The sequence below is a fragment of the Thermomicrobium sp. 4228-Ro genome (assembly GCF_026241205.1).
Taxonomy (GTDB): Bacteria; Chloroflexota; Chloroflexia; order Thermomicrobiales; family Thermomicrobiaceae; genus Thermomicrobium.
In genome coordinates this window covers 1,118,963-1,145,900 of record NZ_JAPFQM010000001.1, presented here as the reverse complement: position 1 = coordinate 1,145,900, position 26,938 = coordinate 1,118,963, and the positions used below count along the sequence as shown (strand labels likewise).

The window sequence follows — 26,938 nt, the reverse complement described above, 5'->3', positions numbered from 1 at the left end:
GTCCGGGGAGACAGGCCCTCTCTGTCACCTCGACCACGCGCGCGGTACCCTTGGCTATTGATTCCAATATAACACACCGCGGGGCCCGAAGCAAGAGCGTCCCGCTATCCGAGCAGCGGCGGGCTGGGCACTTCCACCGGGGCCGGGTTACCCGCGGGCCAGGCTGCATCCGCACCTCCTCCGGCCCCCACCTCCGCACTCACAGCTGACGCAAATGCAAGGTATCGGCATGGCCAGGCTCGGGGAAATAGCGGAGGCTCGCCACGAAGACGGCGTGATCCTGCGGGCAGACCAATCCTGTGGCGTGCGCTGCTTGTGCTGCCTGTTCGATCAACTCCTCACTCGTTTCGGCGAACGAGGGAAGAGCGAGCGGGGAGACACCCCACACCAGCGCGAGCTGCCGAGCGATATACGAGTCGCAAGTCACGGCGATGATCGGTACCGCGGGCCGCTCGCGCGCGACCTCCCGGGCAGTGAAACCGCTCCGCGTGATCGCGACAATCGCCCGGACAGCGCGCCAGCGTCGCGCGAGGTCGGTCGCCGTTCGGGCGATCGCCGCCGCGATCGTCGTCGGCTCGTCACTCTCCGGTACGGACGCTGGGCTGAGCTGTTGCTCGGTCGCGACGATGATGCGATGCATCATCGCCACCGCCTCGGCCGGATACTGGCCGGTCGCTGTCTCGGCACTCAGCATCAGCGCATCCGCACCTTCCAGCACCGCATTCGCGACATCGCTCACTTCGGCGCGCGTCGGAATCGGCTGTGTCGTCATCGATTCCAGCATCTGGGTGGCGATGATGCAGGGAATCCCGGCCGCGCGAGCCGCCGCGATGATGCGCTTTTGCGCGATCGGGACTTCTTCCGGAGACAACTGGACGCCCAGGTCGCCTCGCGCGACCATGATGGCATCGCTCAGCCGCGCGATCTCGCGGATCGCTGCCAGCGCCTCCGGCCGCTCGATCTTGGCGACCAGGCGCGCTCGCCCGCCGCACTCCTGCACGACCTGTCGCACTGCCTGGACGTCCTCCGGCTTGGTGACGAAACTCACCCCGATGTACTCCAGTTCGTGCTCCACAGCGAATGCGATGTCAGCGCGATCGCGGTCGCTCAACTGGAACGGTCGGCCGAGCACACCGGGGACAGCCACCCCCTGGCGCCCGCGCAGCTCTCCACCACGCAGGACGCGTGCGACCAGCTCGGCACCCTCGCGCGCTTCCACCGCCAGTTCGATCAATCCATCGCTGATCAAAACCCGATGTCCAGGCTCGAGCTGCGCGACGAGCTCTGCATCGTCGATACTGATCCGCTCCGGTGTGATCGGCTCGCTGCCGGGCACCAGCCGCACGCGCGTCTCGCGGATGAGTCGGAACGGCTCGCCCGCCAGCGGACCAGTGCGCGGTTTCCAGCTGGCCAAGTCTTGCAGGATCGCGATCGGACGCTGGACGCGACTCGCCGCGGCACGCAGGCGCGCCACGATCGGTCCGCGCTCTTCGGGTGTGTTGTGGGCTGCGTTGACGCGGAAGACATCGACTCCAGCAGCGATGAGCTGCCCGAGGATCGACTCGTCCCACGAAGCTGGACCGACCGTCGCGACGATCTTCGCTCGACGGTGCCACTGGACGCTGGTTCGCTCTCGCACCGTTTTCCCTCCTCGGAGACTTCCGGCCCTCGAACGAGCAGACGAGGATAGTGGTGATCCATGGTCGCATGCAATCCCACCGGTACCCGGCGAGTGTGCACCACTGGTGCTCCAGGCGGGCAAGCGTGCTAGGATCACAACCGTTACCGGCGTATCGGATCGAGGGAAGGATGTGAGGAATCGATGCGCGCTGCGCGCTTGCACGGATACGACACGACGCTGGCAGGTCCGGAGCATCTGGTACTGGAGGACGTACCGGATCCCGAGATCCACGAACCCGACGATGTGATCGTCCGGATCGAGGGTGCTGATGTCTGCCGGACCGACCTCCGGATCGTCGAGGGGCAGTTCCGCATCGGCTATGGCGGACGACTGGACGTGTCGACGATCGAGCTAGTCGACCAGGAGAAGGCGATCGTCGGGAACCTGGTCGGGACGTACGCGGAACTGGTGGAACTCATGGAACTCGTTGCCGATGGCCGGATCAAGCTGACGGTGTCCTACTATCCGCTCGCGCAGATCGATCAGGCATTCCGTGATCTGCGCGATGGTCGCATCGAGGGGCGAGCGGTCATCGTGCCGTGAAGGTGTCGGAAAGGAGGGGATCGATGCCGATCGAACTCGTCACTGTGCCGATCGAGAAGCCCGATCACGTCAACATCATCTTCGGCCACAGTCATTTCATCAAGACGGTCGAGGACTTGCACGAAGCGCTCGTCAATGCCGTACCGGGGATCAAGTTCGGCCTCGCTTTCAGCGAGGCATCCGGACCTCGCCTGGTACGCTGGAGCGGCACCGATCCGGAGCTCGTGGAACTCGCCCGGCGCAACGTCCTCGCCATCGCCGCAGGGCACTGTTTCCTGATCATGCTCGGCAATGCGTACCCGATCAACGTCCTGCCCGCGGTCCGCAACGTCGTCGAGGTCTGCACCATCTTCTGCGCGACAGCGAACCCGGTCACGGTCGTCCTGGCCGATCTCGGGGAGCAGCGGGCGGTCCTCGGCGTCGCCGACGGCTTCAAGCCGCTGGGCATCGAGGGGGACGAGGATATCGCCAAGCGAATGCAGTTCCTGCGGCAGATTGGGTATAAGCTCGGCCCTGGGGTATCATAAGCGCTGGTTGTGCCGGTGTCACCGTCAGGAGGTCGCAGCGTTCACGATGCCGTGAATCCCTCGGAGAGGGGACGAGCTGTGACCCAGCCACTGGAGGCAGGAGGGTTGCGATGACCAGTACAGTCGATGGCCAGCTGCCTGGGGTAGCGCTCACCAAGAGCGAGCTCCTCGAGATGTACCGGTTGATGGTGCTGATCCGGCGTTTCGAGGAAGTGGCAGCTGAGCAGTATGCGCTGGGGAAGATCGCTGGGTTCCTGCACCTGTACATCGGCGAAGAAGCAGTCGCCGTCGGTGCGATCCGAGCGATGGACCCCGAGGATCACCTGGTAACGCACTATCGCGACCACGGCTATGCCCTCGCGCTCGGGCTCGACCCGCGCCGATGCATGGCCGAACTCTTCGGCAAAGCGACCGGGCTGGTCGGCGGCCGCGGTGGATCGATGCACTTCGCCGACGCCTCCAAGCACTTCTGGGGCGGTTATGCGATCGTCGCTGGACTCCTGCCGATCGCAGCCGGGCTGGGGCTGGCGAGCAAATACCTGAACCAGCGCCGCGTCGCGGTCGCGATCTTCGGCGATGGCGCGACGAACAACGGTGCGTTCCACGAGGCGCTCAACTTCGCCGCTCTCTGGAAGCTCCCGGTGCTCTTCCTGTGCGAGAACAACCAGTACGGTATGGGTACGGCGGTTGCTCATGCCTCGGCAGTGCGCGAGATGTACCGCAAGGCCTGCGCCTACGATATCCCAGCCGAGCAGGTCGACGGCCAGGATGTCCTCGCTGTCTACGAAGTGACGAAGCGCGCACTCGAGCACTGCCGGAGCGAGAACGGCCCCTACTTCATCGAGGCACTGACGTACCGCTACCGCGGCCACTCCATGGCCGATCCCGAGACCTACCGTTCCAAAGAGGAAGTCGAGGAGTGGCGGCGTCAGCGCGATCCGATCGTGCTCTTCCGCCAGAAGTTGCTCTCCCACACCGTGGCGACCGAGGAGGAACTGGCGGCGCTCGATCAGGCGGTCGAGGAAGCAGTCGCCGAGGCAGTCCGCTTCGCGGAGGAGAGTCCGGAGCCGGATCCGGCGACGCTGACGCAGTACGCCTACGCTGACCCGATCACCGTGCGCTAGAGAGGGGTAGGGTCCAGAATGGCTCGTGAATTGACCTACCGCGACGCGTTGCGCGAGGCCCTGCGCGAGGAGATGTATCGCGACGAGCGCGTCTTCTTGATGGGTGAAGATATCGGCGCGTACGGTGGATCGTACGCCGTCACGCGCGGGTTTCTGCAGGAATTCGGCCCGGAACGCGTCCGCGATACACCGATCGCTGAGCTCGGTATCGTCGGCCTGGGAATCGGTGCTGCGATCGGCGGACTTCGGCCGGTCGTCGAGCTGATGACGATCAACTTCTCGCTCCTCGCGATGGACCAGATCGTCAACCACCTGGCGAAGATCTACTACATGTTCAACGGACAGTTCACGGCACCAGTCGTCGTCCGCACGGTCGAGGGATTCGGGCAGCTGGCGGCGACGCACTCGCAGTTCTTCGAGAACTACTTCGCCTACGTGCCGGGCCTGCGGGTCGTGGCTCCGGCAGTCCCGAAGGACGCCAAGGGATTCTTGAAAGCAGCGATCCGGGGCAACGATCCGGTCATCTTCATCGAGCACTCGCTCATCTACCGGAACCGCGGTGAGGTGCCGGACGGCGAGGATTTCCTCTTGCCCTTGGAAGGCGCGGAAGTCCGCCGTGAGGGGCGCGATGTGACGATCGTTTCCTGGCTGCGCGGCTACTATCTCGCGCTCGGTGCCGCCGAGGAGCTTGCCCGCGAAGGAATCGAGTGCGAGGTCATCGACCTCCGCGTCCTGCGACCGCTCGACATCGAGACGATCGTCCGCTCGGTCCAGAAGACGAACCGCCTCGTCATCGTCGAGGAGGGATGGAAGTCCTTCGGCGTCGGCGCGGAGATCGCCGCATCCGTCCAGGAGCGTGCGATCGACTATCTGGACGCGCCGATCGCGCGGGTGGCCAGCGTCGAGGTGCCGATGCCGTATGCGCGTAACTTGGAACGCCTGGTGGTGCCGAACAAGGACAAGGTGATCGAAGCGGTACGCGAGGTGCTCTACCAGCGCACCCTCGTACCGGTCGCTCGCTAGCGCCGGGTGCCTGAGGACGGAGGGATCGCTATGGCGCGACCACTCGTCATGCCCCAGATGGGGTATGACATGAAAGAGGGCACGATTCTCCGCTGGCTGAAGCACGAAGGGGAGTACGTCGAGCGCGGCGAGCCGATCGCCGAGATCGAGACGGACAAGGTCAACATCGAGATCGAGTCGTTCGCCTCCGGCGTGATCTTGAAACTGCTCGCCAGAGAGGGCGAGACGATACCGGTCGGTCAGCCGATCGCGCTCATCGGCGAGCCGGGTGAGAAGCTCGCGGAAGAAGCGGTACCAGCGGGAGCGACCGTGGGCGCGGCTGCTGCACCAGCGGCGCCTGCAGCCCCGTCGGCACCCCCGGGTGCCGCCCCGGGCGCTCCTCCCGAGGAGGAAGCGCCGCCGCCCGGAGAGCGCGTGCGTGCCTCTCCGCTCGTGCGACGTCTGGCTGCCGAACACGGCATCGATCTCACGAAGATCCGCGGGAGCGGGCCAGGTGGGCGCATCGTGAAGGAGGACATCCTGCCGTTGATCACCGCACCACGCGCACCGGAGGCACCGCCTGCACCACCTCCACCTGCCGCAGCACCAGCGGCTCCAGCGGTAGCACCGGTTGCTCCTCCCGCGCCACCGCCGCCTGGCCTGCCGGAATTCGAGGTGGTGGAGCTCGGCCGGATGCGTCAGACGATCGCGCGGCGGATGGCCGAGAGCTTCCAGCAAGCCCCACACTTCTTCGTCACGACAGTCGTCGAGATCGACGACCTTCTGGCGTTGCGCGAGCAGATCAACGCCCAGGTGCCGGAGGAAGAGCGTGTTTCGGTCACCGATCTCCTGATCAAGGCCTGCGCACTCGCGCTGCGCGAGCATCCGACGCTCAACGCGAGCTTCGTCGCGCCCAACCAGCTGCGCGTCTACAAGCGCATCGACATCAACATCGCGGTCGCGACCGAGCACGGCCTGATCGCACCGTTCGTCCCCGACGCCGATCGCAAGCCGCTCGGTGAGATCGCTCGCCTGACGAAAGACCTGATCGCCCGGGCGCGCGAGGAGCAGCTGCGTCCCGAGGAATACCAGGGCGGCACCTTCACGATCTCGAACCTCGGGATGTTCGGGCTGGTCGAGCACTTCACCGCCATCATCAATCCGCCGCAGGCAGCGATCCTCGCCGTCGGCAGCATCCTTCGCGAGCCGGTCTATCGCGAGGGAAGCGACGAGCCGGTTCCGGTCCGCCGCCTGCGCCTGACCCTCTCGGTCGACCACCGCGTCGCCGACGGTGCCGCTGCCGCCCGCTTCCTCGAGACGGTGCGACACCTCCTCGAACACCCGATGCTCCTGCTGGTTCGCTGAACCGGCTCGTGCCTACGGTGGCTGAGCCCGCTCCCCGAGTTGTAACCGCGGAGCGGGCTCGTCCGTTGTCTTACGAGAGACAGGAACGACCCGGTTGCGAACGAGCTGCGCGCACCGGCGCTCGAGGCAGCTCAACGAAACTGGAGCTTGACCGAGAGTCTCGCTTCGAGTACAGTTGGGGGTATCGCTCCACCGCAGCGCCGAGGAGGCGAGTGCCGCAGGCTTGGGGATTCCGAGCCGTTCGACAGCCGGAGGGCTTCCCTGATCTCGTGAGGATGCAGGACTCGCCAGTTTGCGGTCCCGGGTGACCGCGAGAGGAGGGAGAGCCAGCCAGAACAGCGCTTCTCGCCGGGTGGGTCCAAGACCCTGCGCCGCAGCGACCCCGCTTCGGAAGTGCGAGAGTCTGTAGAGAGGAGCAGGCCATGCCACGACGAATCCGGCGTACCCTTCTTGCGATGATCCTCATCGTCGCGAGCAGCCTCGCATGGGGACTCCCAGTAACCGCGACGTGGACAGCCCTGACTCCGGTCAGCAGCACCTGGCAAGTCGATGACCAGATCGTCGTCCCCTATGTCCCGAACAACGAGACGATCGCCGGCACCGGCCCCTGGCACGGCGTCGTCCAGATCGCCAACGCGAGCCAGTTCCCGATCGCAGCCGATATCGCCAAAGCGGACGGGACGCCCATCACCTCGGTCAACATCGCGGGGAACGGCACCACCGCGATCGCCGCCGCGGCGCTCTTCGGCAGCAATCCGGGTGGAGGCCTCCTGATCTTCGGACGCGAGACCGGCGCCTGCGCCAGCCAAGCTGTGCAGTCGTACACGGTGAAGCGAAACGCTCCGATCAACTCTGCTGACACGGTCTCGCTCAGCGTACCGGCTGGGATCAACGTCACCAACGTCTCGGTCAGCCAGGGTACGACGTGGTACGCACCTGGCGTCTACAACTGGAACCAGGTCGGGACGACCTTGAACGTCAACTGGTCCCCTGCCGGAGCGGAACCAGCGGTCAACTCCAACTACCAGGTCATCGTCGCCTACGATTTCCCCTGCCGGCCAGCCCGCCTCAGCGTCGCCGTCAAGCTGGTCGCGCCAGCCCCCTCGAGCAACGGGCGCACCAGCTCCAGCCACCTGATGGTGAGCGGGTACAGCGGGCTCGGGCAGCAGCAGGCGCTCGCCAATGACCTGGCGGTGCCGATCGCGCAAGCCGACTACAACGGCTGGAAGACGGTCCTGCACATCACGAACTTCGGCGGGAGCTCGTGTCCGGCGACGGCCCTGTTCTACCAGCATCCGAGCGGCGCCCAGACGCACAGCCTCACGCAGACGATCGCGGCCGGCGGGACGTGGAACTTGGACCTGGTCGGAGCTGGTCTCCCGCAGAACTGGCTCGGCACCGCGCGTATCCAGGGTCCCGGCTGCTTCCTCGCTGCCTCGGTCGACCGGATCAAGCCATCGCAGCCGTGGGGTACGCCGGTCAACATGGCGCTGACCAACCTCGCGTTGCCATGCGCGGTGCTGAGCAACACGGTCTACGTCCCGCTGGTCTTCCAGGCGTACTTCGACTGGAACACTGGTATCGCCATCACGAACGTCGGTGGGGGACCGGCGACGGTGACGATCGACTACTATGCCCCGAACGGGAGCCTGATCACGACCAAGAGCCTCTCCGTACCGCAGAACGGCATGAACTTCGACTACCTCAGCGGGAGCGGCGGCCAGCTCGCCCAGGCAGTGCTCAGCAGCAGCCAGCCGGTCATCGTCTCGGTCGACGCCGTCAAGTACACCGGCGGTGGGCAGGACGTCGGGCAGGCCCTGACCTCGATGGGGATCAACGCACCGGTCACTGCGCCCGTCCTGCGCGTCCCGCTCTATCAGAAGGCGGGGGTGAGCGGGAACGACAACAGCGGTGTCCAGCTCTTCAACACGAGCACCACCACCGCCGCGACGGTCACGGTCGAGTTCTATGACGCGACCGGCACCGCGCAGCCGCCCTCGCCGCTGACGCTCGCTGGTATCGCGCCGCGGGGAGCCATCACCGTGTATGCGCCGAGCCAGGGGACCCTGCCGAGCGATTTCCAGGGTCAGGTGCGCGTCACGCATGCACCGGGGAGCGGTCAAATGGTGGCGATCACCAACAACGTGAACTACGACGTGCAGGCTGACGGCTCGTCCGCCTACAACGTCGGCACGGCTGGTCGGGCACTGCGCGTCGACTACGGCCCCGGCCCAGGCTTCAAGAACGGTGTCCACACCTTCATCGTGGCCCAGACGGTCGACGAGAACGGTGTGCAGATGCCAGCGCAACAGCTCATCGTCACTGGCCCTGGGTTGACGATCAACGGCGGGCCGAGCCCGCAGACCGTCACGACGACGCTGTTCGGGGTCGCCACGATCGAGCTCTGGGGAACGAATACGACGGTCCCGGTGACAGTCTGCTGGGACCTGAACCTGAATACCTTGTGCGACCCCGGCGAGCCCCAGGTGAGCCAGTCGATGAGCTGGGCCCCGTAAGCGTCACTGCGACCGAGCGAGACCGGGGAACTCGAAGCACTCGGGTTCCCCGGTCTCCGATCGTCCAACTACCCCGCGGCACTCGCCTCCGGCCCCGTCCCCCAGCGTGGAAGGGCGAGTTCATCCCGGAGTACGGCAAGCGGTCCGGAGGAGAGCAACGGACGACCGTGATCCTGGAGGGTGCTCGGCCTCGTCTCGGCCGATCGACTGCCCGTGCCCCGGTCGCTGAGACCGGGGCCGCACTGACAAGAGAGCGAGTGAGTATGGCGCGGAGCTGGACGAGTAGCCGAGTGGGGGTACGCTCGTTACAAGCTCGCAGTGACCGCACAGAACGGATCGATCGAGGAACACACGCGCCTCCGTCTCCCGTCAGCCCGTGCCAGCGAGTCAACCAGCCGCGCCCGGTTGCTACAATAGTCCGGTGCCTGTGTCCGGACACGGGCAGGGGAGTTCCATGGCCAGCGACAAGATCGTCGTCCGCGGCGCCCGCGAGCACAACCTCAAGAACATCGACGTCGAGATCCCACGCGACAAGCTGGTCGTCATCACCGGCTTGTCCGGTTCGGGGAAGTCGAGCCTCGCGTTCGACACGATCTACGCCGAAGGGCAACGGCGCTACGTGGAGTCGCTCTCAGCCTACGCGCGGCAGTTCCTCGGCTTGATGGAAAAGCCCGACGTCGACCAGATCGAGGGGCTCTCCCCAGCGATCTCGATCGACCAGAAGGCAGCCAGTCACAACCCGCGCTCCACGGTCGGTACGCAGACCGAGATCTACGATTACCTCCGCCTCCTCTACGCGCGGATCGGTCAACCGCACTGCCCGGAGTGCGGCCGTCCGATCCAGGCCCAGACCGTGCAGCAGATGGCCGAGCAGGTCGAGGCCCTCCCGGTGGGAACGCGACTCTACATCCTGGCGCCGGTCGTCAAGGACCGCAAGGGAGAGCACCAGGGCATCCTCGAAGAACTCCGGCGCGCTGGCTTCACCCGCGTCCGGATCGACGGTGAACTCCGCGAGCTCGACGAGCCGATCGCGCTGGCCAAGAACAAGCGCCACACGATCGAGGTAGTGGTCGACCGCCTGGTGGTGCGGGCGCGCGACGACGAGGAGAGCCACGCGTTCCATCTGCGTGTCGTCGAGGCACTCGAGACGGCGGTCAAGCTGGGTGGCGGACTCGCCGTCGTCCAGCCGCTGGAGGGCGAACCGATCGTTTTCTCGGAAAAGAACGCGTGCGTCCACTGCGGGATCAGCCTGCCGGAACTCGAGCCGCGCAGCTTCTCCTTCAATAGCCCGCACGGAGCGTGCCCGACCTGCGACGGGCTCGGTAGCCGGATGGAATTCGACCCCGACCTCATCGTGCCCGACCCTGACCGGTCGCTCGAGGAGGGAGCGATCGCCCCCTGGTTCAAGGAGGGACGAGAGAGCAGCGCCTGGTACCTGGCCATGCTGCGTGCCCTGGCGCGAGCCGAGGGGTTCCGTACCGACGTTCCCTGGCGCGAGCTGCCGGAGCGCGTCAAGCAGCTCATCCTCTACGGCGACGGAGGCCGCTCCGTCACGCTGCGCTACGCCGGACGCAGCGGACGCGAGCGCTCCTATCTCGTCACCTTCGAGGGGGTGATCCCGAGCCTGCGTCGCCGCTACGAGAGTACGAACTCCGACTACGTGCGGGCCGAGATCGAGCAATACATGTCGGCGCACCCGTGCCCGGACTGCGGCGGTTCGCGGTTGCGCCGGGAAAGCCGGGCCGTAACGGTCGCCGGTCGTTCGATCGTCGAGGTCACGCGACTGTCGATCGGCGAAGCACTCGCGTTCTTCGACATGCTTGCCGACGAAGCGCGGACACCGCTCAGCGAGCGGGAGCGGCGGATCGCCCACCAGATCCTCAAGGAGATCCGCGAGCGCCTGGGTTTCCTCGTCGACGTCGGGCTCGACTACCTGACGCTCGACCGCCCGACGGCGACGCTCTCGGGTGGCGAGGCCCAGCGGATCCGGCTGGCGACGCAGATCGGCAGTCGTCTCATGGGCGTCCTCTACGTGCTCGACGAACCGAGCATCGGGTTGCACCCGCGCGACAACCAGCGCCTCATCCGCACGCTCCTGCGCTTGCGCGACCTCGGCAACACGGTGATCGTGGTGGAGCACGACGAGGAGACGATCCGTGCCGCCGACTGGATCATCGATATCGGCCCGGGTGCCGGCGAGCACGGTGGCCGGGTGGTGGCTGCTGGGCCGCTCGAGGCGATCGTCCGCGCGCCCGACTCGCTGACCGGCCAGTATCTCAGCGGCGCCCGCAGCATTCCGGTACCGGAGCGACGACGAGCAGGAAACGGCAAGTGGCTCGTCGTCCGGGGTGCTCGGGAAAACAACCTCAAGAACATCGACGTCGCCTTCCCGCTCGGCTGCTTCGTCTGCGTGACGGGCGTCTCCGGATCGGGCAAGAGCACGCTGGTGGTCGATACGCTCTACCGGCGTCTCGCTCAACTCTTCTACCGGGCCAAGGAGCGTCCCGGGGCGCACGACGTGATCGAGGGGATCGAGCACATCGACAAGGTGATCAACATCGACCAGAGCCCGATCGGCCGGACACCCCGTTCCAACCCGGCGACCTACACCGGCGTGTTCACGCCGATCCGCGAGCTCTTCGCTTCGCTTCCGGAGGCCAAGGCACGGGGATATGCGCCGGGACGCTTCTCGTTCAACGTCAAGGGTGGCCGGTGCGAGGCCTGCGAGGGGCAGGGCGTCATCCAGATCTCGATGCAGTTCCTCCCCGATGTCTACGTACCGTGCGAGGTCTGCCACGGGCGACGCTACAACCGCGAGGCGCTCGAGATCACCTACCGCGGGAAGAGCATCGCCGACGTGCTCGAGATGACCGTCGACGAGGCACTCGAGTTCTTCGACGCTTTCCCGGCGATCCGAGCGAAACTGCAGACGCTCTCCGACGTCGGCCTCGGCTACATCAAGCTAGGGCAACCGGCGACGACGCTCTCGGGTGGCGAGGCACAGCGCGTGAAGCTGGCGACGGAACTCAGCCGGCGCGCCACCGGACGCACGCTCTACATCCTCGACGAGCCGACCACCGGCTTGCACTTCGCCGACATCGAGCGGTTACTGGCTGTGCTGCAGCGGTTGACCGATGCCGGTAACACGGTGATCGTGATCGAGCACAACCTCGACGTGATCAAGTGCGCTGACTACGTCATCGACCTCGGCCCCGAGGGTGGCGCAGCCGGTGGATACGTGATCGCTACCGGCACGCCGGAAGAGATCGCCGCGATCGAGCATTCCTACACGGGACAAGCTTTACGACGGGTTTTGCAACGAGCGACCCCCGCGATCTCCGTTGGCTGAGCACTTCTGCCCCAGCGCACTCGGGGACACGTCCTCGGCGAACGAAACCAGCAGTCACTGCAGAAAGCGCTTTTCCGCCGATCGATGGGGGGTTGGACTCGATGGCCCCGCATGGTTTGTCCAGACACGAAACGCCGTAGGGAGGCGAAGCGAGCGCCTAAGCTCCCCCGTTGTCGTGGTAGCATGCACACGGTAAGCGGTATCATTGAATGCGATCCGGAGAACTGTCAGGGGGTGGCAACTCGCCACTGCTCTGTGAGGAAGCGATAGGTTGCACGACCGTGCTCGATACCGATCCTCTCCAACGCCACAACGGTCACTTCACCTTGGACGGAGCATCCAACGGGTCTCTGGCGTCCCACAATGGCCACCGTCCGGTGCTCGTTCTCAACCAGAACTATGAGCCGTTGCATGTCGCGACCGTGCGTCGGGCGCTGGTATTATGGCTCGCCGGGAAAGCCGAAATTCTCGAGACCTACGACCAGGACGTCGCTTCGACACACCAGCGCTTCCCAGCGCCATCAGTCATCCGTCTCTTCACGCTCGTCAAGCGTCCGCCGGTTCGCGTTCGCCTGACGCGGCGCGAGGTGTTCGCACGCGATAACTACACGTGCCAGTACTGCGGGATCCGCACACACGACCTGACGATCGATCACGTGATTCCCCGTTCGCGTGGTGGCCCGCATACGTGGGAGAACGTGGTCAGTGCCTGCCGGGCCTGCAACCACCGCAAAGGGGGCAAATCCCTGGCCGAAGCACGGATGCACCTGTTGCGACAGCCGTTCGAGCCGCGGCCGGGGCGATACTACCTCGTCGAGCGTTTGCTCCGGACGCCGGTGCACGAGAGCTGGCTCAAATTCCTGCCAGAGCTTGACGTCACGAGTCGCCGCAGTCGATAACTCGTTCCGACAGTGCGCCCGCCCGGTGCACCGTTCACTCGTTCGTTGCCGTAGGGGGAGAGATGCTCGACCTGAGGCTGATTCGCGAACAACCGGATCTCGTCCGTGAAGCACTGCGCAAGCTCAATACCGAGGCGCCGATCGACGAAATCCTCGAACTCGACGAACGGCGACGGCAGCTGGTCGCCGAGGTCGAACGGCTCAAAGCCCAACGCAATACCGAATCGAAGCGGATCGGTCAGATGCCGCCGGGACCCGAACGGGAGGCGGCGATCGCCGCGATGCGTCAACTCGGCGACCGCATCGAGGAACTCGACCGCGAACTCGCTGCAGTCGAAGAGCCGCTCCAGGCACTGCTGCTCGAGGTTCCTAACCTGCCCGATCCCGACGTTCCGGTCGGCCCCGACGAGAGCGGCAACGTCGTCGTCCGGCATTGGGGCGAACCGCGTCAGTTCGACTTTCCTGTCAAGCCGCACTGGGAGATCGCCGAAGAACTGGGACTCATCGACTTCGCGCGCGGCGTCAAGATCGCCGGCAGCCGGTTCTATGTGCTGCGCGGCGACCTCGTCCGGCTCCAGCGGGCACTCATCACCTGGATGATCGACCTGCACGTGAACGAACACGGCTACTTCGAGGTCTATCCTCCCTTCCTCGTCCGGCGCGAGGCGATGATCGGCACTGGCAACCTCCCCAAGTTCGGGGACAACCTCTACCACGACGAGGAAACCGATCTGTGGTTGATTCCGACCGCCGAGGTGCCAGTGACCAACTTGTTCCGCGACGAGATCCTCCCACCAGGCTCCCTCCCGATCTATCTCGTCGCCGCGACACCCTGCTTCCGGAAAGAAAAAGTGTCGGCTGGTCGCGACGTGCGCGGCATCAAGCGGGTACACCAGTTCGAAAAGGTCGAGATGGTGAAGTTCGTCGAGCCAGATCGCTCCGACGAGGAACTGCAACGCCTGGTAGCTGATGCTGAAGACGTGCTGCGTCGGCTCGACCTCCCCTACCGGGTCGTCCAGATGTGTACGGGTGACCTGTCCTTCACTGCAGCCAAGAAGTTCGACCTAGAAGTCTGGGCACCCGGTTCTCAGGAGTGGCTCGAGGTCTCGTCCTGCTCGAACTTCCGCGACTTCCAGGCCCGACGCGCGAATATCCGCTTCCGACCCAGCGAGGGCGCACGACCGCAGTACGTCCACACCTTGAACGGATCGGGCCTGGCGCTCCCGCGAACCCTCATCGCGATCATCGAGAACTACCAGCAACCGGACGGAACCATCGAGATTCCGGCAGTCCTGCGCCCGTACATGGGAGGGCAGGAACGGATCGGGCCACAACCCGCTTACTGGGAACCCGCCCAAGCACGACGCGCTCGCGAACGAGCGCTCCGCGGAGACGGCTGAGGATGGCACCGATGCTCCTGATCGAGGCGAGCGGGTCAGCGAGCGCGATCGGGGAAACGATCGGTCAGGCACTGCGCCCGATCCTTCCGGAGGCAGTGGCGCGACACCGTCGCTACCTAGAGACACAGGGTATCGCGTGGGAACTCGCACTCGATATCGCGCGCCGCTGTCGGGCCGATCTGGAAGAGGCCTTGCCGCGCACCGCGGAGGAGATGCACGCCGTCGCTCGCGCTGCAGCCATCGACGTCGATGCGCTGGTCAGTCTGAACGCGCTGCAGGAAATACTGTTTCTCGCACGACGGCTTCCGCTCGCGGAGGGATGCACGAGCCTGGCGCTCCCGGCAGCAACCACGACTGATGGAAGCATCCTGCTCGCGCACAACGAGGACGCACTCCCGAACCGCCACGAGCAGGTCTACGTCGTGCGCTGCCGGCCGGCCGGCGAGCCCGCCTTCGTGGCGTTCGCTTACGGCGGGCTCTTCCTGTATCAAGGCGTCAACGAGCTCGGTATCGGCTCGACAGGGAACGCGCTGCTCTGGAACGATATCCGTATCGGTGTCCCGAAGCTCTTTCTCTACCGCGAAGTGTTACGCGCTACCTCGCTGGCTGGAGCGATTCGGGCGACCATGCTCCCGGAACGAGCGAACGGGAACAACCATCTCATCGCGACTGCCGAGGGAGAGATCTACGACGTCGAAGTCTCCGGCCGACACGCCGCGCTCCAATACATCGGGAACCAGCCGTTCGCCCACACGAACCACGTGCTCGCCCCGGAGCTCCGGCAGATCGAGGAAGGCGATACGCTCGACTCCCAGCTCCGCCGCAACCGTGCGCAGCGGCTTCTCGAACTCGGGATCGGCCAGCATTCGGTCGAGACGGTGAAAAAGATCCTCACTGACCACGCCAACAGCCCCAACTCGATCTGTAAGCACCTCGATCCAGAGGGTAACGGGATGACCACGCGGACCATTGCTGCGCTGATCGTGAACGTGACGGAGCGGGAGATCTGGGTCGCTGCCGGTCAACCGTGCCGTCAGCCCTTCGAACGGTTTTCCCTCAGCTGAGGAGGGAGCGATGGAGAAAGTCATCGTGTCGGTTGCGACGACCGGGAGCTGGACGACACGTGAACAGACGCCATACGTCCCGATCACTGAAGAAGAGATCGCTGCCGAAGCGATCCGCTGTTGGCGTGAGGGGGCGGCGATCGTCCACATCCATGTCCGCGACGAGCAGGGGCGCGTCACCAGCGACCCAGCACGCTACGCGCGCGTCCGCGACCTCATCCGGGAACAGGGCTGCGACATCATCCTGAACTTCTCGACTGGCGGTGGTGCCGGGATCGTTCCGGACGAGGAGCGGATCGCTCCGGTTCGCCTGCACCCGGAGATCGCGTCGTTCGATGCCGGTTCCCTCAATTTCGGCGACCGGGTCTTCGCGAACTCACCGCAGTTCCTCGAGGCACTGGCACGGGAGATGCAGACTCACGGTGTGAAGCCCGAGATCGAGTGCTTCGACAGCAGCTTCATCGAAACGGCCAAGCGCTTCATCGAGCGAGGACTCATCCAGCCTCCATACTGGTTCCAGATGGTATTGGGCGTCCGGGGCGGTGCGCCAGCGACCGTCGAGCAGCTCGTCCACATGGTGCGCCAGCTTCCAGCCGGGTCGCTCTGGTCCGTCTGCGCCATCGGTCGCCATCAGCTCCCGATGAACGTCGCGGCGCTCGTCATGGGTGGCCACGTGCGAACCGGACTCGAAGACAACATTTACTACTCCTACCGTGTCCTCGCCGAAGGGAACGCGCCGCTCGTCGCCCGGATCGTTCGCATCGCGCGCGAACTGGGCCGCGAACCGGCCTCACCCAGCGAGGCACGCGCGCTCCTCGGTCTGCCGCCTTTCCAGGGATAACAGGAGATGCCGCGCCCACGCATCGCCATCGCTGAGCTCTCGCACGAGACGAACGCGTTCGCAGCACAACGGGTCGATCTCGCTTTCGCCGAACGCTGCGGGATCGTACGTGGTCCTGCGGTGATCGCACGCGCACGGGAGACCGCGACGGTGGTTGCCGGGTTCATCGATGCCGCCGAGGAGCTGGGCTTCGAACTCGTCCCGCTCCTGGCCGTCTGGATCACTCCGGCCGGTGTGGTCACTCAGGAAGCGTACGAAACGCTCGTCGGTGAACTCATCGCGGGACTGCACACAGCCGCATCGATCGATGGAGTATTGCTTTCGCTCCACGGAGCGATGGTCGCGGAACACGTCCTCGATGCGGATGGCGAGCTGTTGCGCCGCGTGCGGGCGACGGTCGGTCCGCACGTTCCAGTCCTCGCTGTCCTCGACCTGCATGCGAACATCAGCCCACTCATGGTCGAGCAGGCCGATATCCTCATCGGGTACCACACGTATCCGCATCTGGACCAACGGGAGCGTGGCCGGCAAGCCGGGCATCTCCTGGTTCGCCTCCTGCACGGAACGATCCGGCCCACCGCTGCGCTCGTCAAGCCGCCGATGCTGCCCACCTCGCAGCGGATGACGACCGACCAGCCACCGATGCGGACGCTCATGGAACGCGCCGCGGAGCTGGAACGGGACCGTCGTGTCCTCGACGTGACGATTGCTGGAGGGTTCCCGCCAGCCGACGTACCGGAAGCCGGATTGAGCGTTCTCATCACGACCGATGACGATCCGATTCTAGCCAGGCAGCTCGCTGAAGAACTCGCTGCGCTAGCGTGGGAACTCCGATCCGGCTTTCTCGGGGGTGTCGCGAGCTGGGAGGAAGCAGCCGACGCGATCCGATCGATCCGGCGCGGGCCACTCGTCCTGGTCGATATCGCCGACAACCCATGGAGCGGCGGCCCCGGCGACAGTGTCGAACTCCTCCGTTTCCTGCTACGGGAAGGTGTGCGGCCAGCGGCGCTCGCCCTCGTGCGGGATCCCGAAGTCGTCGAGCAGTGCTACCGCGCTGGTGTCGGCGCAACCGTCGAGGTCTCGCTCGGAGGTAAAACAGACGACTTGCACGGTCCGCCGCTCGCAGTACGAGGCACGATTCAGCTGCTCTCGGATGGTCGCTACGTCAACGCTGGGCCGATGCATGCAGGAGTCACCGTCGATCTCGGCCGCACCGTCGTCCTCCGGGTCGACGGCATCGACGTCCTGGTAACCGAGCGAGCCGAGTCGCCGATCGACCTCAACGTTTTCCGCGCCCACGGGATCGAGCCGACCGAGCAACGCGTGGTGGCGCTCAAGGGGAAGGGGCACTTTCGGGCCGCTTTCGAGCCGATCGCCGAACGGATCGTTCTCGTCGAGGGTCCGGGAATCACCGGAAGCGATCTCCGTCGTCTTCCGTTCCGGCATATTCGCCGCCCGATCTGGCCACTCGATTTGGCCTAACGATCGGGTTGGACATAATCGGCGAGCCGCAGGGCAACGACCCGGGAAACGCCGTCATCTCCCATCGTCACGCCGTAGAGCGTACCCGCAGCCTCGATCGTCGCCCGGTTGTGCGTGATGACGAGGAACTGCGTACGCGTGGCCAGCCGCTCGAGCACGCTGCGGAAGCGGAGGACGTTCGCTTCGTCGAGCGCCGCATCCACCTCGTCGAGGACACAGAACGGCAGGGGATCGAGTTCGAGCAATGCGAATCGCAGGGCGATCGCTGTCAGGGCTCGCTCGCCACCGCTGAGTTGCTGGACCGAGCGCACGCGCTTGCCGGCCGGTTGGACGACCAGCTCCACGCCTTCGATCGCACCGGTGCCGTCCCGCGCAACGAGGTGGGCTCGCCCGCCACCGAAGAGTTCCCCGAAAGTCTTCTCCAGTGCCCGGTCGAGTGCGCGGAGCGAGCGGGCGAAGCCCCGTTCGATCTGCTGGTCGAGATCGGCTGAGAGTTTGCGCAGTGTCCGGATCGTCGTGCGAACATCATCGAGTTCGGCCCGGAGTCGGTCATGGCGAGCGCGTTCTCGTTCGTAGTGCGCGATCGCCGCTTCACCGAAGCGGCTGAGTTCTTGCCAGCGTCGCCGGAGTTCGGTGATGCGCCGCTCCAGGCGTTCGGGCGGATCGATCACCGATGCCGCGACTGCGCGGAGTTCATCGGCGAGGCGCGAGCGATCCTCGCTCCAGGAAAGCTCCCACGCTGCATTCTCCAAAACGACCCGTTCGGCTTCGGCCGCGCGCTCGTAGGCCGCCTGCGTCTGGGCGAGCTCGCTTTCGACCGTGCGAAGCTGGTGCTCGAGCTGGCTGCATGCCGTCGCGAGCGCGGCGCGTTCCTGCTCGTACTGGCGCAGTGCGTCCCCGAGTGCCGCGGAGCGGAGTTCGAGTTGAGCGAGTTCGCCCGCGAGCGCGGACGCCTCTTCTTCCGCTCGCTCCGCCTCGGTGAGCGCCGCCAGATGCTCGCGCACCAGTACAGCAGCACGCGCTTCGTATTCAGCGACCGTCGCCTCGAGGCGAGCGATCTGCCGGTCGATCTGGGCATGCTCGCGCGTCACAGCTTCCAGGCGTTCGCGCAGTGTCACGAGTGTCGCAGCGAGTCGCTCTCGGTCGGGATCCGGCGCCTCGACAGCCTGCAGCTCGGCAGTCAGGGAACGTTGCCGGCTCTCCAGCGCCTCGAGCGCTGCAACGAGCGCCGCTTCCTCTTCAGCCAGTTCGGCGATCCGTTGTGTCTCTCGCTCGACGACCGTGCGCAGTTCCTCGATCGTCTGTTCCTGCTGCCGGAGAGGCTCGCAGAAGGCGCGCTGCTCCCGCTCCAGACGCTCCCGTTGCGCGAGTAGCTCGCGGTACTCGTGCTCGAGGGCACGGAGGGTATCCTCGGCCGACGCCGCGCACGCACGGGCGTGCTCGTACGCGTCGTCAGCCGACTCGGCCTCGCGTTGGGCCTCAGCGAGGTGCGCCGCGAGGCGATCGATGCGGGCAGTCAACGCACGGCGCTCGCGCGCCGACGCGAGTACGCCACGGTCGCGAGGCCGGCCAGCCCCGCCGGTTACTGCGCCAGTCGGGCGAGCGAGCTCGCCTTCGCGCGTCACGACTACCCAGCCAGGTGGTAGGTCATGAAGCACCCGCCGCGCCGTCGCGAGGTCGGTGACCACGAGCACCCGCCCGAGCAACGACTGGACGATCGGGCCGAGTTCGGGCGACGCCGACACCAGTTCCGCAGCGACACCGATGACCCCGGGTTCACCGAGCACGAGCGGCGCGCGGCCGGGTGGAACGGCGCGTACGGTATCGAGCGGGTGGAAGGTCGCACGACCAGCCCGGTTCTCCTTGAGGAAGGCGATGGCAGCTTCAGCATCGGCCCAGCGCTCGACGACGAGGTCAGAAAGATGGCCACCGAGCACGGCTTCGATCGCCTGTTCCAGCTCGGCCGGAACGTCCAGGAGCGCGCCAAGCGTGCCCACGACGCCGGTCAGCTGGCCGCGTTTCGCTGCCGAGAGCACCGCCCGTGTCGAGTGGGCGACGAGCTCGTGTTCCAGCGCATGCACGAGTGCCTCGAGCCTGGTTCGCGTGACCGTCAGCTCCCGCTCCAGCTCCTGCACCACTTGCTGTCGCTGTTCGCGTTCCGTGCGGCGCTGCGCCACCTGTGCTGACCAGCGTTCGACGTCGGCACGTGCGGCGGACAGACGCGCCTCGAGCACCGCCGAGCGGTTCGCCAGCTCGGTCCGTTCCCGTTCTCGAGCTGACCATTCCTCCTCGAGTTGCCGGTGCAGCGCCTCGAGCCGCGCCAGCTCCTGGCGGCGAGCCTCACTTGCCGCGACGAGCGCAGCCTGCTCGCGGGCACACTGCTCGCGGGCCACGGCAGCCCGTCGCAACTCCTGCTCGAGTGCCGCCAGCTCAGCACGGACCACGCGGGCTCGTTCTCGTCGCTCAGCGAGAAGCTGTTCCTGCCGATCGAGCGCATCCTGCACTCGGGAAATATCGTCGCCGATCGTGCGCGACAGGGCCTCGAGCCGCTGCGTTTCCGCACGGAGCATCTCCAGCTCTTCAGCCACCCGATCACGATCGCCGGCGAGTGTCTGAAGCTGTGCGGCGAGCGCCGCCGCTCGCGTTCGGGCCAGTTGCGCCCGGTGCTGGAGCATCTCCACGGCACGCTCGCGCTCGTGCCGGAGTCGAGCGATCTCGTCGTATCGCATCCGGAGCGTCTCGCACTCGGCACGGTGGGCAGCCAGGGAACGTGTTCGATCCTCGAGCAGGGGCTGCAACGCGCGCCGTTGCTCTTCCAGTTCTGCGAGGCGCTCGCGCAGGTGCTCCATCTCGCGCTGCACATGCCGCCAGCGGGCTGCGAACAGGCGGAGAGTCGTCTCGCGCAGCGTGTCGCGGAGTGCGAGCGCCTCGCGTGCTCGCTCAGCAGCTGTGGCCAGGGCCTGCACGTGCGGCTCGAGTTCGTGCAGGAGATCCTCCAGTCGCCGGGCGTGCTGCTCGGCCTCGCTGAGCTGCTGGCGCGCCTCGGCCTGACGCAAGCGGAGAGCCGAGAGGCCTGCTGCGTGTTCCAGGTAGTCGCGGCGTTCCGCCGGCCGTTGGTCGAGCAGCGCATCGACCGCACCTTGCCGCACGATGATCCAGTCGGCGCGAAGCGTCGCAGCGATACGGAGGACGTCACGCAAGCGAGCACGTGCCCCGTTAATGAGATACTGGCTTTCCCCATCGCGGAACACTCGACGGGTCAGGCTGACCTCGCGGAAGGGCAGGCCCAGTTCCTCGTTGTCCTGCTCGAGCACGAGCGTTACCTCGGCCATACCGAGCGGAGCCCGTCCCGGGCCACCAGCGAAGATGACGTCCTCGGCCCGGCGACTGCGGACAGCCGCACTGCTCTGCTCGCCCAGTACCCAAGCGATCGCCTCGGCCAGATTCGATTTGCCGGATCCGTTGGGGCCGACGATCGCGGTGATACCGGGATCGAAGACCAGCTCGAGCGGATCAGCGAAACTCTTGAACCCGATGACGGATAAACGGGTCAGACGGATGCCCATCGGTCGCTCACCGCTCAATCGGGATATCCGGTGGGGAAGCGGGTGTGCCAGCGAACCGCTGAGGCGATGATCTCCTCGATCCCGTAACGGGGTCGCCAGCCGAGCACCCGTTCCGCCTTGGCGAAACTCGCGTACTTGACGGGGGGCTCCCCCGGACGCGGCTCGCCCCGCTCGATCGGGAAGCGGACACCGGTCAACTCCTGCACCAGCTCGACGATCTGGCGCGTGGAATAGCCGACACCGCTCCCGAGATTGATCACGTCCGTCGGATAGCCCCGACGGAGCGCCTCGAGCGCTCGGACATGCGCTTCGGCGAGATCGAGGACGTGGACGTAGTCGCGGATCGTGGTGCCGTCGGGTGTCTCGACTGGCGCGGAAGTGAGGCGAAATGGCTGCAAGCCGAGTGCACCGCGGATCGCATTCGGGATCAGGTGTTCCTCCGGCCGGTGGTCTTCGCCCATCGAACCATCGAGCGCAGCTCCAGCGGCATTGAAGTAGCGCAAGCTGATCGAGCGCAGGCCATACGCAGCATCGTACCAACGCAGATACTGCTCTACCTGGAGCTTCGTCGCACCGTAGGGGTTCGTCGGCTCGGTCGGATGATCCTCGTCCAGCGGCAAGTAGCGCGCCTCGCCGTAGACTTCCGAAGTCGACGAAAACACGACGTATGGGACGTCATGAGCGAGGCAGGCATCGAGCAAGACGATCGATCCACCGACGTTGTGGACGACGTACTTCTTGGGGTTTTCCACTGACTCGCGCACCGAGGTGTAGGCAGCCAGGTGCACCACCGCATCGAAGCGCCAGCGTCGGAAACAGGCGAACACCGCTTCCCGGTCGACGAGTTCGCCGACGACGAGCGGCGCGCAGACGGCCGCGCGGTGGCCTTGCTGGAGGTTGTCGTAGACGATGACCTCGTACCCGGCCTCCTGAAGCGCCCGCACGGTGAAGGAGCCGACGTACCCAGCTCCACCCGTTACGAGGACTCTGAAGGACGACATCCTGCGATCTCCTCCTCACGAGCAGCGTGCGGCCTCGATGGTCGCCCAGGCAGCCTGTTCGTCGGCCAGCTCCGGCGGTGGCTGCTCCCAATCTGCGAACCAGCCCAGAATGCGGTCGAGATCTTCAGCTGGTACCTCAGCGAGTCGCCGCACCGAGCCATACCGTGGATCGTCGCACCGTACAGCGACGATCTTGTCATCGCCACTGGCCCGCCGGAGCAGTCCGACCGGTCGGACGGTCACCCGCGTTCCAGTCGGTAGCGGCTCACCGGCGAGGACGATGACATCCAGCGCGTCATCGTCGGAAGGATTGTACGTGCCCACGAGGTAGCCATAGTTCGCCGGCCAGGGACGCCTCGCGTGCGGATGCGGGAACGTGCGCCACGTCCCGCTGGCCGGATCGTACATGTGCCGGACGAGCGAACCGGCTGGATCTTCGATCACGGCCTCGAGGCAGTCAGCGGCTCGATCGGCAGGTCGTTGATCGCACCCCATTGTGCCCACGATCCGTCGTAGACCCGAACGTTCGGAACATCGAGCAGGCGCAACGACACGTAACTGATCGCCGCATTGGGACTGTGGAGACCGGTCACCAGAACGCGTTGCTCGTGCTGGAGACCAGCTGCCTGATACAGCGCGGCGAGTTCCTCCGGTGGGCGAAACGCGACCGGCGGGTCACCGGCAAGCAACGACGGCCAGGGAACGGAGACCGACCCAGGAATACGCCCACGTCGCAAGCGCCCCTGCCACGTCTCCGCCTGCTCCGTCTCGCTCCGGTTGTCCAGGATCCGAGCTGCTGGATCCTCGAGTGCAGCGAGGACATCGGGAAGTTCAGCCAGCACCTCATAGCGGAGCGTAGCCTGGAACGTCCCGGCCGGTGCACGGGGTGGGAGACGGCGCGAGACCGGCAAGCCTGCCGCGACCCAGGCAGCGAAGCCACCATGGAGCAACCGGACGCGGCCGAAGCCGACCGCATGCAGGAACCAGAACCAGCGACAGGCACCACGACCATCTCCCCGCTCGTAGACGACGACCTCGTCGGTCGCATCCAGACCGATCTCGTGCAAGAGCTGACTGCGTCGCGGTTCGCCGACCAGCATCCCATAGACCTCGTTGTGCACTTCGACCGTGTCCTGCCACCAGACGTGACGAGCACCGGGTACGTGGCCGGCGAGAAAGTCACGCAACGGACTCGCATCCAGGACGATCAGCCCCGGTTCACCGAGACGATCGCGGAGTTCACTGACTTCGATGAGATACCGGCCACCTGGGTAAGTCGCCGCCGGCGCCAGCGACACAGCAGCGACACGACGCCGACAGCCACCCACGATGAGCCCACCGATCCCGAATAGGAACGAGCGCCGCGTCAGCTGCATCGCCGCTCCAGTTCACCGGAACAGTCCAGCACGCGATGGGGCGAGAGCGGCTCGTTCCGCTCGTCGCCCGCTCAATCCTACCCGGAGCGTTCAGCGGATCGCGTAGTCGATCGAGACCGAGACCGTGACCACCGCCTCACCGGCAGGAACCGGAGCAGCCCCCGGCGCTTCCCGGGCAGCCGGCACGGGAACTGGCGGCGCCGCCGCCGACTCGACGATCCGTACCGGCTCGCCCAAACCGACACCCGTCAGCTGAGCGAGCTGCGCTGCCTTGTCGTGCGCGTCACGGACAGCGAGTTCGCGAGCCTGACGGAGCGCAGCAGCTGGGTTCGCGAGCGAAAAGCTCACCTGCTGCACCACGTTCGCCCCAGCCTGGACTGCCTCCGTCAAGAGTGGGCCCACCCGATCGATCGGTCGCACCTGGACTTCGATGAGCTGCGTGACGCGATAGCCGGTGACCGGTGCAGCGGGTTGCTGCCAGTCGCGCTCGACCGAGATCGTGTAGAGGACAGTCTTGACCGAGTTGTCCGGAATTCCGGCCTGCCGGAACACCGCAAGCACAGCGGTCATCCGGTCAGCCACGGCCTGTTGCGCAACGGCCGCGTCCCTGTCGAACACCTCCACGCCAAGCGTGAGCGTCGCGATGTCCGGTGCGACCGTCACCCTCCCCTCACCCGAAACACTGATCACGCGCTCGTTCGTCGCGGTTCCCTGGGCAGCCGCTCCGTCCGTCGCCGGCAAGGAGCTGAAGACGTTGAGAACCAACCCGAGCACAGCCAGCGATACGAGCGCGACGATACCAGCGAGCCACCTTCGTGTCATACCTGCCATCCTCTCGAAACGACTCCGTTCCTGTTCCGAGAGAAAGACGTCCGAGAGCTCCTCTCGGTTCCGATCGGGTCACGGCAGCCGAAACGACTGCGGCGGTCGCCGCACGAGCGGAAGCACGAAACCGATGACGAAGCCGAGGATCGTGACGATCGCCAGGGCACCGATCGCACCGTACAGGAGCAGGTGGCCGAACGCTCCGAGCAGCACGCTCGTCTCGTGTTCATCGAGAGGCGGAGTAGCTGAGGGCACCTTCGTCTGCACTGTCGCAGTCCGCTCACTCGACGCTGTCGGAGAAGCTGCAAGCGCCTGAATCGCAGGTGCGACTTCCTCGCCAGCACCTGCCTCGGTGAGGGTCGGTGTCGACCCCACGTCCGTTGCGGCTGCTGCCGGCGAACGCTCCTCGATCGCGACGCGTTCGTTCGACGGCGTACCCGATGGAACGAGCACGACTGCACTGGTGACGAGCAGGAGGAGAAACGTGGCAGCGAGCAGGGTCGCTACCCGGATCGGGAAACGATAGCGCCACCACCAGGGCGCGGAGCGGAGCCTGGCTACTGACTGCGGGTCGAACACGAAATCGCGTGGCAACGCTGGTCGCGGAAGCGTCCGCAGCGCACTCACGAGGGCCTGGTACTGCTCCAAGCGTGCGCGGCATGCGGCGCATGACTCGAGGTGAGTAGCGAGCGCCGGTTCCGGTACGTCGGTCGCCAGGAGTGCCAGTTGTTCGTCGGAGAGATGGTTGGTTCCGAGCGTCATCGTCAACCCACCTCATTCTGCATCCGACGCCGGATTCTGCCCTGCTGACCCGACGTCATGAGGAGGACGTCCCGTAAGCACGAGCAGTTCCCTCGCGCGCGGGTCAGCCTCCAGCGAGGCACGGAGCCGCACCCGTGCCCGGGCGAGCCGCGACTTCACTGTTCCGACTGGAACGTCGAGCACGTCCGCTGCTTCCTCGTACGAAAGCCCCTCGACATCGACGAGCACCACGACCGCCCGTTGCTCGGTCGGTAGTGCGGCGAGTGCCGCCTCCAGCGCAGCGACCAGCCCGTGTTGCTCGACCTGCAACGCCGGCTCGTTTTGGCTCGGGTGTTCCGGGGCTCGCTCCAGCGGGAGATGAGGATGACGGCGAGCAGCGCGCAGATGATCCAGCGCAGCGTTGTGAGCGATCCGCAAGATCCAGGCACGGAAGTTCGTACCCCGGAAGCGATCCAGTGAGAGATAGGCACGGATGAACGCTTCCTGTGTGATGTCCTCAGCTGCATCACGATCACCGAGGAGACGGACGCACAGAGCGAAGACGAGGCCCTGGTAGCGCCGCACCAGTGTCGCGAATGCCGTCTGGTCACCGGCTTGCGCCGCTGCGACCAGTGTCGCATCGGGATCGCTCGCGACCATGGGACCGCAGCCATCCTCTCGTTGCCGGAACGGTACCCGACAGCGGAGCGGGCTGTCCAGCAGCATGCGGGGCAGCGTGTGCGTCGGAGCCGCGTGGACGACTCCGCACCAGCGCGCCGTGCTGCCCACCCCTCCAGTCTCGCGAGTAGACCGAAAGTCCTATGTAAGCTTCTCACGAACGGGCCGTTACACCAGAAGGAGGGATCGGACATCTGTTGGAAGGTATTCGCTTTTGGCGGCGAGCACGAATCGGAAGGAACAACGCAAACCGACTCCGGCGCTGGTCGTAGCGGACCCACAGGCCGCGGTACGCCAGAGCCTGCGCCACTTCCTGGAAGCGACGGAAGGATTGCGTGTCGTCGCGGAAGTCGGTGAGCTGGCCCGCCTTGCGAGCCTCGTCGATTGGCAGCACCCGGAGGTGGTTCTCGTATCGGCCCACTTCGGCGCGCCACTGGTCCGCTTCGTCCGAGCGATCCGACGCATTCCACAGGTGCCCACTGTAGACGGCCGCCCATCGCCGAAGATCGTGGTCTACGGGCTCGGCGGGGACAAGGAGTACGTTCTCGCGCTGGCTCGGGCAGGGGTGGATGCACTGGTCGCATCAGAAGCGAGCGTGCACGAGCTGATCGAGGCCCTGCGTGCCGTACTCCGGGGTGAGAGTTACGCCAGCGCGAGCTACAGCGGTCTCCTCTTGCGCGAGGTGCAGCGCTGGAGTGTCCTTCAGGAGACCCAACCAGGCGTGCGGCTCACGCGCCGGGAAACGCAGCTCTTGCAGCTCGTCGCCTCCGGACTCAGCAACAAGGAGATCGCCGAGGCGCTCTGCCTGGCCGAGAGCACGGTGAAGAATCGCCTCTCGCTGCTGTTCGACAAGCTCGGTGTCAAGGATCGGACGCAAGCGGCGATCTTCGCACTCGCCAACGGCGTGCTGCAGCAGCCGTTCCTGTTCGACCATCGGTCGGCCACTGACGCCTGAGCG

21 protein-coding genes are annotated in these 26,938 nt (G+C 65.9%); 13 read left to right on the top strand and 8 right to left on the bottom strand.

Translation table 11 applies throughout. From position 1 onward, the window contains the following. Window positions 1-199: 199 nt before the first annotated feature. The gene (pyk, locus tag OO015_RS05520; RefSeq protein WP_265940232.1) at window positions 200-1,639 is read right to left on the bottom strand and encodes a pyruvate kinase; all 1,440 of its coding nucleotides are present in this window, start codon (window positions 1,637-1,639) and stop codon (window positions 200-202) included. 183 nt (window positions 1,640-1,822) lie between these two features. Here pyk and OO015_RS05515 point away from each other — a divergent pair, with 183 nt between their 5' ends. The 12 genes from OO015_RS05515 to OO015_RS05460 all read left to right on the top strand — a co-directional run bounded on the left by OO015_RS05515 (window position 1,823) and on the right by OO015_RS05460 (window position 17,793). Then, the gene (locus tag OO015_RS05515) at window positions 1,823-2,224 is read left to right on the top strand and encodes a zinc-binding dehydrogenase (RefSeq protein ID WP_265940231.1); all 402 of its coding nucleotides are present in this window, start codon (window positions 1,823-1,825) and stop codon (window positions 2,222-2,224) included. Between the two features lie 29 nt (window positions 2,225-2,253). Further along, on the top strand, window positions 2,254-2,751 hold the full coding sequence (locus tag OO015_RS05510; RefSeq protein ID WP_416236592.1) for an adenosine-specific kinase: 498 nt from the start codon (window positions 2,254-2,256) through the stop codon (window positions 2,749-2,751). 110 nt (window positions 2,752-2,861) lie between these two features. Next, window positions 2,862-3,875, top strand: a complete 1,014-nt coding sequence (pdhA, locus tag OO015_RS05505) for a pyruvate dehydrogenase (acetyl-transferring) E1 component subunit alpha (protein WP_265940229.1) — start codon at window positions 2,862-2,864, stop codon at window positions 3,873-3,875. Window positions 3,876-3,893: 18 nt separating this feature from the next. Continuing rightward, complete coding sequence (locus tag OO015_RS05500; RefSeq protein WP_265940228.1) at window positions 3,894-4,898, top strand: alpha-ketoacid dehydrogenase subunit beta; 1,005 nt, start codon at window positions 3,894-3,896, stop codon at window positions 4,896-4,898. Window positions 4,899-4,928: 30 nt separating this feature from the next. Further along, window positions 4,929-6,242 (top strand): dihydrolipoamide acetyltransferase family protein, encoded by a 1,314-nt coding sequence (locus OO015_RS05495; protein ID WP_265940227.1) that lies wholly within the window; start codon window positions 4,929-4,931, stop codon window positions 6,240-6,242. Between the two features lie 422 nt (window positions 6,243-6,664). After that, a complete protein-coding gene (locus OO015_RS05490) occupies window positions 6,665-8,758 on the top strand; it encodes a hypothetical protein (protein WP_265940226.1) in 2,094 nt (697 codons plus the stop codon). A 454-nt stretch (window positions 8,759-9,212) separates the two neighbouring features. Beyond that, on the top strand, window positions 9,213-12,107 hold the full coding sequence (gene uvrA, locus OO015_RS05485; protein ID WP_265940225.1) for an excinuclease ABC subunit UvrA: 2,895 nt from the start codon (window positions 9,213-9,215) through the stop codon (window positions 12,105-12,107). 377 nt (window positions 12,108-12,484) lie between these two features. Then, window positions 12,485-13,006: an HNH endonuclease gene (locus OO015_RS05480; protein ID WP_265940224.1), complete on the top strand. Its 522-nt coding sequence runs from the start codon at window positions 12,485-12,487 to the stop codon at window positions 13,004-13,006. A 62-nt stretch (window positions 13,007-13,068) separates the two neighbouring features. Continuing rightward, the gene (gene serS, locus OO015_RS05475) at window positions 13,069-14,406 is read left to right on the top strand and encodes a serine--tRNA ligase (RefSeq protein WP_265940223.1); all 1,338 of its coding nucleotides are present in this window, start codon (window positions 13,069-13,071) and stop codon (window positions 14,404-14,406) included. A gap of 2 nt (window positions 14,407-14,408) precedes the next feature. Further along, window positions 14,409-15,470 (top strand): C45 family autoproteolytic acyltransferase/hydolase, encoded by a 1,062-nt coding sequence (locus OO015_RS05470; RefSeq protein ID WP_265940222.1) that lies wholly within the window; start codon window positions 14,409-14,411, stop codon window positions 15,468-15,470. A 10-nt stretch (window positions 15,471-15,480) separates the two neighbouring features. Beyond that, window positions 15,481-16,311 carry a 3-keto-5-aminohexanoate cleavage protein gene (locus OO015_RS05465; protein ID WP_265940221.1) on the top strand — a complete coding sequence of 277 codons (831 nt, stop codon included), beginning with the start codon at window positions 15,481-15,483 and terminating at the stop codon, window positions 16,309-16,311. A 6-nt stretch (window positions 16,312-16,317) separates the two neighbouring features. After that, complete coding sequence (locus OO015_RS05460) at window positions 16,318-17,793, top strand: M81 family metallopeptidase (protein ID WP_265940220.1); 1,476 nt, start codon at window positions 16,318-16,320, stop codon at window positions 17,791-17,793. On the opposite strand, the gene smc is transcribed toward OO015_RS05460, so the two are convergent. The 7 genes from smc to OO015_RS05425 all read right to left on the bottom strand — a co-directional run bounded on the left by smc (window position 17,790) and on the right by OO015_RS05425 (window position 26,091). Then, on the bottom strand, window positions 17,790-21,359 hold the full coding sequence (gene smc / locus OO015_RS05455) for a chromosome segregation protein SMC (protein WP_265940219.1): 3,570 nt from the start codon (window positions 21,357-21,359) through the stop codon (window positions 17,790-17,792). The genes OO015_RS05460 and smc overlap by 4 nt on opposite strands. 14 nt (window positions 21,360-21,373) lie before the next feature. After that, complete coding sequence (gene galE, locus OO015_RS05450) at window positions 21,374-22,360, bottom strand: UDP-glucose 4-epimerase GalE (protein WP_265940218.1); 987 nt, start codon at window positions 22,358-22,360, stop codon at window positions 21,374-21,376. A 15-nt stretch (window positions 22,361-22,375) separates the two neighbouring features. Further along, entirely contained in the window at window positions 22,376-22,804 is a 429-nt protein-coding gene (locus OO015_RS05445) for an inorganic diphosphatase (RefSeq protein WP_265940217.1), read from the bottom strand. After that, window positions 22,801-23,736, bottom strand: coding sequence for a sulfurtransferase (locus OO015_RS05440; RefSeq protein WP_265940216.1), 936 nt, complete (start codon window positions 23,734-23,736; stop codon window positions 22,801-22,803). The genes OO015_RS05445 and OO015_RS05440 overlap by 4 nt, the downstream gene beginning before the upstream one ends. A 90-nt stretch (window positions 23,737-23,826) precedes the next feature. Continuing rightward, window positions 23,827-24,558, bottom strand: a complete 732-nt coding sequence (locus OO015_RS05435; RefSeq protein WP_265940215.1) for an SIMPL domain-containing protein — start codon at window positions 24,556-24,558, stop codon at window positions 23,827-23,829. Between the two features lie 78 nt (window positions 24,559-24,636). Further along, entirely contained in the window at window positions 24,637-25,323 is a 687-nt protein-coding gene (locus OO015_RS05430) for an anti-sigma factor family protein (protein ID WP_265940214.1), read from the bottom strand. A gap of 12 nt (window positions 25,324-25,335) precedes the next feature. Then, complete coding sequence (locus tag OO015_RS05425) at window positions 25,336-26,091, bottom strand: RNA polymerase sigma factor (RefSeq protein ID WP_265940213.1); 756 nt, start codon at window positions 26,089-26,091, stop codon at window positions 25,336-25,338. Window positions 26,092-26,194: 103 nt separating this feature from the next. Here OO015_RS05425 and OO015_RS05420 point away from each other — a divergent pair, with 103 nt between their 5' ends. Next, complete coding sequence (locus tag OO015_RS05420) at window positions 26,195-26,935, top strand: response regulator transcription factor (protein WP_265940212.1); 741 nt, start codon at window positions 26,195-26,197, stop codon at window positions 26,933-26,935. Window positions 26,936-26,938 lie beyond the last annotated feature (3 nt).